Source organism: Streptomyces sp. NPDC055287 (assembly GCF_053646035.1).
Window position 1 is genome coordinate 22,638 of the sequence record NZ_JBSHNE010000053.1, and the last position, 6,000, is coordinate 28,637.

Consider the following 6,000-nt stretch of genomic DNA (forward strand, 5'->3'; position numbering starts at 1 on the left):
CGACGACCGGGTGGCACGGTCGTTGGGCCGTACGACTCCATAAAGCCGGGCCCGGGGACGTCATGGCTGATCCCCCGGGGCCCGTGGTGGTGCTGAAGCGACTACTACATCAGCGCGGCGAGTGCCTGCTCAGCCATCTGGATGCCCTGCGTTGCCGCCATGGTGGTGGCGCCTTCCAGGAGCTTGTCCTTGAGCTGGGTGGCGAACTGGCGCACGCGGCCGGGCTCGGGGTTGCCGGAGGTCGCCTCGGTGTGGAGGTCCTGGGCGACGCGCTCCAGTTCCACGCGGTCCTCATCGGGCAGGCCCAGGATGGGGCTGACCTGACCGACGTACCCGGCGAGCTGGACGAACAACGTGGGGTCGACGCCGTCGGTGTTGTTCTGGGTGAAGTGCTGCTGCTCGCCGATGATGACGCCCTTGGCGTTCGGCAGATAGGTGTTGTACGTGGCGCCGGGGCGGGGCTGGTTGACGTGGTCCTGCACGCTTCCTCCAGTCAGAGCGCAGTTGACGCCCTGGGGTGTGATGGCGACGGTGGGGGGCTCGGTGTCGATGTGCTCGATCAGCTTGTGCTGTGCCAGGTGGGCGAGCGCTTCGTGCAGCTCGGTGCCGGTGATCTCGGATCCGGCGAAGTAGGCGGCGGGTGTGTCGAGGAACAGCACCGGGTTGATGGGCTTCTGGTCGCCCGCGGTGTCGAACAGCCACCGGTGGAAGGCGTCCATGGAGTAGCGAAGGCGGGCGGCACGGTCGCCTCGCCGCTTCTTCAGCCGGTGGATCGCGGCGCGGCCGGCGTCGGTGAGGTAGACCGTGGGGGCGTCGTCGAGGCCGCGCGAGTTGTGGACCAGGTCGCGCTCTTCCAGTTCGTAGGCGAGCACGGAGGGGTCTTCGTCCGGCAGCTGCTGTTCTTCGACGAACCGGGTCACGTCGACGTGGTGCGAGCGGTTCTGCTGGGCTTGCTCGTCGAGCCACATTAGGAGCCGGGCCAGGACCGGGTCTCCTTCGGCGCTGTCGCGGCCGGGCATGGTCCCTCCTGTGCCAGTCGCCTCGGTCTGGATCGGCACCCGGATGGGGTTCCGCTTGGCTGCGCGCTTGTAGTCCTCGGCGATGCCCTTGAGATGCTTCTCGATCGCGCGTCGCTGGCTGCTGCTGGAGCTGCGGCCCAAGGCCCTGTCCGGGGTCAGCTCTCGTGGTCCTCCGGGTCGGTGAGCCAGTTGACGGCGTCGACGTCGGTCATCCAGACCACCTGCGTCTCGTGGAGGGCGCCCTGCGTGGCGCCACAGCTGCAGGCGGCGTTGGGGCGGCGCCGGCGAGTCGGCCATGGGCTTTGATGTGCTCTGCGGCGAAGCGGCGCATGCTCACGGCGTCCCTCGAGCGGGGCGGCATCCTGCACCCGCGGCACTCACCCCTGGTAGAGGGGCAGGGCCGGGGCTCCTCCCCCGCCCCGCGCTCAGCCGCATGGCACGACCGCCCAGCCAAGGGATACCGGCTGTGCCTCGTGGAGGCCACGCCAGGACGAACGTCGCCCGGTCGCCTCTGGAGGTCACATGCCGGGGTCGACACGACCCGCAGCCTATGTGACCTGAGGCTCGCTGAGCGGAGTCCGCCGCTACCCGTTTGCCGCCCACCGCTGGCACGCAGCCGGCGGTGTGAGGGCGTCTCCCACAAGAGCCATTGCATCCTCGCCCTAATACCGGACTACGCCGAACGCTTCCAGGCGATCGACGCCTTCCGCTGGACGAGCGCGCCAAGGTGCGGCGCTGGACGACGGACCTGGCTGAAAAGCGAGTCGGGCAGCGCCCGGACCATCCCGAGACGCCGTGGTCACGAACGACACCGCCCAGAACATGGTCTACAAGGCGCACAGAGCCCTTGACCCCGCAGGAAGTCCTGGCCCCGGTTGAGTCTCCTGTGGGGGGAGACAGCAAGCTGGGGGCATGCACCGCGACACGCTCTATTCCATAGGAGAGTTGTCCCGCAGGACCGGCCTGACGGTGAAGACCATCCGGTTCTACTCCGACAAGGGCATCGTCCCGCCAACCGACCGAAGTCCGGCGGGCTACCGGCTGTACGGCCTCGACGCACTCGCACGCCTGGACCTGGCCCGTACCCTGCGCGATCTCGGGCTGGACCTGGCGACCGTGCGCAAAGTGCTGGACCGTGAGGCATCCGTATCGGAAGTCGCGGAAGTACACGCCAAGGCTCTGGACGTACAGATCCAGACTCTCCGCCTGCGCCGGGCAGTACTGCGAGCAGTCGCCAGGCTCGGCCCCACCACCATGGAGATGGACCTTATGCACCGACTCGCCACGCTTTGCCGGGCTGAACGGCACCAGTTGGTGTCCGACTTCATCGATGACGCGTTCAGGGACCTTGACGACAACCCCGAATTCGTGGCCCTGATGCGATCCCTCATTCCCGAGCTCCCCGATGATCCCGCGCCCGAACAAGTCGAGGCCTGGGTGGAACTCGCCGAACTCTGCCAGAACGCGGACTTCCGTATCGCGCTACGCCGCACAGCTGCGGACCAAGCGCAAGAGCCTTCCCAGCAGGACGTCATCGCCATGCAGGGCGCTCTCAACCACGCCATGGGGGAACGATTCGACGAAGCCGTATCCGCCGGCATCCTCCCGGCCTCTGCCAAAGATGTGCCTCGTGCCGACTCACTGGGCGGCCTCTACGGCTACGCGTTCGAGCGTGCTGACGACGGCGATCTGCGCCGCTGGCTCCTCGCCCGCCTGCAGACAACCGCCGACCCACACACCGAGCACTACTGGCGACTCGTGGCGACGATCAATGGATGGCCCGCTTCACCAACACTCACTCCCGTTTACACCTGGTTCACCACCGCCTTCTGCCATGGGCGATGACGACGATCACAAAGGCTTGATGCAATGAGGACGCGCGTCCTGAAGTTCGGTATCTACGCAGACGAGCAGGGGTTGGCATGGGTCAGCCAACTCGTCGGGGAGGCTGTGGGACCCCGGAGCGCCCGGATCGTCGATGAGGCTATCGTCCGCGCTTTCTCCGGCAGTGAGCTGTCGACCGCTGACGTGTACGACCACCTGGCGGAACAGTGGGCCGTGGAACATCCTGCCCAGAGCAGCGGCGCACGGGAAACCGTAGAGCTGCGCGTCCACCTACTGTGCTCCCTGCGAACGTGGCGGGCGATCCGCAAGACAGTGATCGAGACCCTGTGTCCAGAGGGCGTGGCGCCGCACATCTGCCGCGTTCCATGGACGGCTGGCTGAAAGGGCTCGCAGGCCCGACGGCGCACGAGACAACGGCCGGAGACTCTTGGCGCACCACCCCGCAACTCCGAAGATCATGAGAACGACACCAGGAAGACCGTTGGGATGTGGGTTGAACCATGGGGGGACGATGTCGTCTTCCACGGCCAAGGCGCCAGCGTGTGGGTGAACACCGGCTGCGAGGCGACCGTCTACGACCATTCGGGCAACGAGGTCGACTGCGGGCATCAGCGGCCCACCGAAGTCCTGCGTGCCTGGACCGAAGCCTCCGAGGCTGCCGCAGATCGCTCCGACCTGACGCCGGAGCTTCGGGAGAGGGCCCGTAGCGAGGCGGAGACAATGCAATGGCGCCTCTGAAGAGCCGAAGCCGCCGAGCAGGAGGCGCAGGACGGCTGATACGAGCTCGGAGGGATGAAACCCAACGGAGGTCTGCCCAGTCCAGTTCAACGGCCGACGCCAGAGGCTAAACGCCAAGCTAAGGCCAGCCGGTCCCACTTTGGCGACAGCCGATCCAGGTTGCTGTCGCCGGACAGCCGCCCTTCGCGCCAGACGGCAATCCTGTGAGCCTCACACCCTGTTTCCCAGGTAGACGCGGTGGACTGTGAGGGTATGAGGAAGAGCGGACGGCGCCGCCGACCGCCCCACGCCCATCCGGCACACCCACTCGCCGGGGCGCCTGCTGGCGCCCCGGCTGGGCATCCTGCCGTGAGCTAGGGGCGTGGCGGATTGCCCGCTTACGTACGGCACGAATACCGGCAGTGATCGAAGGAGCAGCAGGCCGGCACCGACGCCGCCCAGGAATTCCGGCACGGCCTCCCTCACAAGCGTCACGCTTGTTCCCCCTCGTTGCCTTCCGTGGAGCAGCGGTTGGTGGCTGTGCTCGCGGAAAGTCGCCTGTCCTGCTCGGTGACCAGACGTCGGATCTTGCGGCGGACTCGTTCACCTGTCGCCTGAGGGTCGTTCGCCCCTGCCACCGCTGCGGCATCGACCCACATCGCACTCCCCGGTGCGTCCAGGCCAGGACGACTGCCTTGTCCTTGGGGTCCAGGGCACGGAGCAATGAGATCAGGCGTGGGTTGTCGGTCTCGAAGGTGCCGTCCATGATCGCTTCGGCAACCGAGCTCTCGGCGATGAGGTCGTGCAGGGTGACGTCATTGCCCAGGGGCGTGTCAAGCAACAGGACACGGGACCGGTTGGCGCGCCGGCGCCAGATGGGGGTGAGCTGACGATGGATCTCCTGCGCTTCGGACCGGATGTTCTGGACAGCGGTGATGTCGAGGGCCCTGCCGTCCACGGCGGGGGCGATCCAGTCGCTGAGGAGAGCGGTAGATACAGCTTCACGCCACCGTTCTCCTTGCGGAGCACCAGCACTCGTGAAGCGAAGCGGTCGATCGCCGCATCGTTTCCGGCCGCGGCATCGCCTGGTGCGTCCAGAGCCTTGATCAGGTCGGCGGGCACGTCTGCAGGGTAACGCTGATTGCCGGGGTCGAAGAACCATTCTCTGGTGAGGGTCCCCGGCTTGCGGGGCCCGACCGAGCGGAAGAGTAAGTGCGAGAGGAGATTCATCAGGAGCCTCATCCTTTCAAGAAGTGAACGCCTTCACCCTTCGGTCTCCGCAGAGGCTCCAACCGACAACAAACTTATGAACTGACCCGTGAGGTACGTCACTTGCTTCTGTCGCTCGCGCTGTGCTCTGACCGGGAAGGTCCCCCGGGGCGACAGCTTCGCCTCGATAGTCTGCACGGCATGATCAACTCATACGCGAGCTTCGACGATGCTGCAGTCGCGATAGCCGGGGCGCGGGCTGGCGCGGACGTGGTCCGCAACATGTACGGCCGGCGGCTCAGCCGCATCGACAAGGGTGCCGGGGACTTTGCCACTGCCGCCGATGTGGAGGCAGAGGAGGCGATCCTCGGCGTCATCCGTGCCGCACGGCCCGATGATGCGGTGCTCGGCGAGGAAGGCGGGCAGCAGGGTGCCGCCGACACCGTTCGCCAGTGGTTGGTGGACCCTCTGTGCGGCACGCTGAACTACGCCGTCGGCAACATGCTGGTGGCCGTCAATGTGGCGCTGCGTGATGGGGCGGCGGCGGTGGCCGACCCCTTCAGCGGCGAGGTCTTTTTCACCGATGGGGAGCTCGCCTGGGTGCGGCATGACGGGGTCGACGACGTACTGCTGTCGCCCACGCCGTCCACCCGATTGGTGGACGTCAACCTGGATCCGCCGTTCCCGAGTGCGCCGGGATTCCGGGCCGTGGATCTCCTTGCCCGCCCTGAGTTCGCCGAGTGTTTCCGGCCGCGCGTCGTATCCACGACGCTGGCGCTGGCCTGGGTGGCTGCTGGTAAGCGCGCCGCGTATGTCACCGACGGCGGCGACCTCTCCGGGAGCGTGCATTACGCGGCTGGAATCGCGTTGTGCCGGGCTGCTGGCTGTGTTGTCACCGGGATCGACGGTGCCCCGGTTGGCGAGGCGGGTCGCGGGCTTGTGGTCGCTGCCGACGAGGAGACCCACCGGCTGCTGATGTCGATGACGCGCAGCCGAGGCTAGTGGCTGCGGGTGCCGGGTCCCAGGCCGCGTGACACCCTCCCCCGCACCTCGGCCAGCTGGTTCGCCCTGGACCGGGCCGCCGCAGTTCGGGCGATGCAGGGGGCCAGGCCGGACCGGACGCTGTTGGTTAATTCGGCCCTTCGCGTGACGTCGGCCTTCAGGACCCGGTTGTGGTCTTGAAGGCCGACGTTGTTGTTTGGGGTGGGTG

The 6,000-nt window shown here is 67.1% G+C and carries 4 protein-coding genes; 3 read left to right on the forward strand and 1 reads right to left on the reverse strand.

Features of this window, described 5'->3' with window-relative positions; translation table 11 throughout:
- Positions 1 to 104: 104 nt before the first annotated feature.
- On the reverse strand, positions 105 to 1,160 hold the full coding sequence (locus tag ACWIHY_RS36480; protein ID WP_454380775.1) for a hypothetical protein: 1,056 nt from the start codon (positions 1,158 to 1,160) through the stop codon (positions 105 to 107).
- A 771-nt stretch (positions 1,161 to 1,931) separates the two neighbouring features.
- Between ACWIHY_RS36480 and ACWIHY_RS36485 the strand changes: the two genes are divergently transcribed.
- From ACWIHY_RS36485 to ACWIHY_RS36495, 3 genes are all read left to right on the forward strand, one after another.
- Positions 1,932 to 2,864, forward strand: a complete 933-nt coding sequence (locus tag ACWIHY_RS36485; protein ID WP_454380777.1) for a MerR family transcriptional regulator — start codon at positions 1,932 to 1,934, stop codon at positions 2,862 to 2,864.
- 486 nt (positions 2,865 to 3,350) lie between these two features.
- On the forward strand, positions 3,351 to 3,602 hold the full coding sequence (locus ACWIHY_RS36490) for a hypothetical protein (RefSeq protein WP_454380779.1): 252 nt from the start codon (positions 3,351 to 3,353) through the stop codon (positions 3,600 to 3,602).
- 1,389 nt (positions 3,603 to 4,991) lie between these two features.
- On the forward strand, positions 4,992 to 5,792 hold the full coding sequence (locus tag ACWIHY_RS36495; RefSeq protein ID WP_454380781.1) for an inositol monophosphatase family protein: 801 nt from the start codon (positions 4,992 to 4,994) through the stop codon (positions 5,790 to 5,792).
- Positions 5,793 to 6,000: the final 208 nt, after the last annotated feature.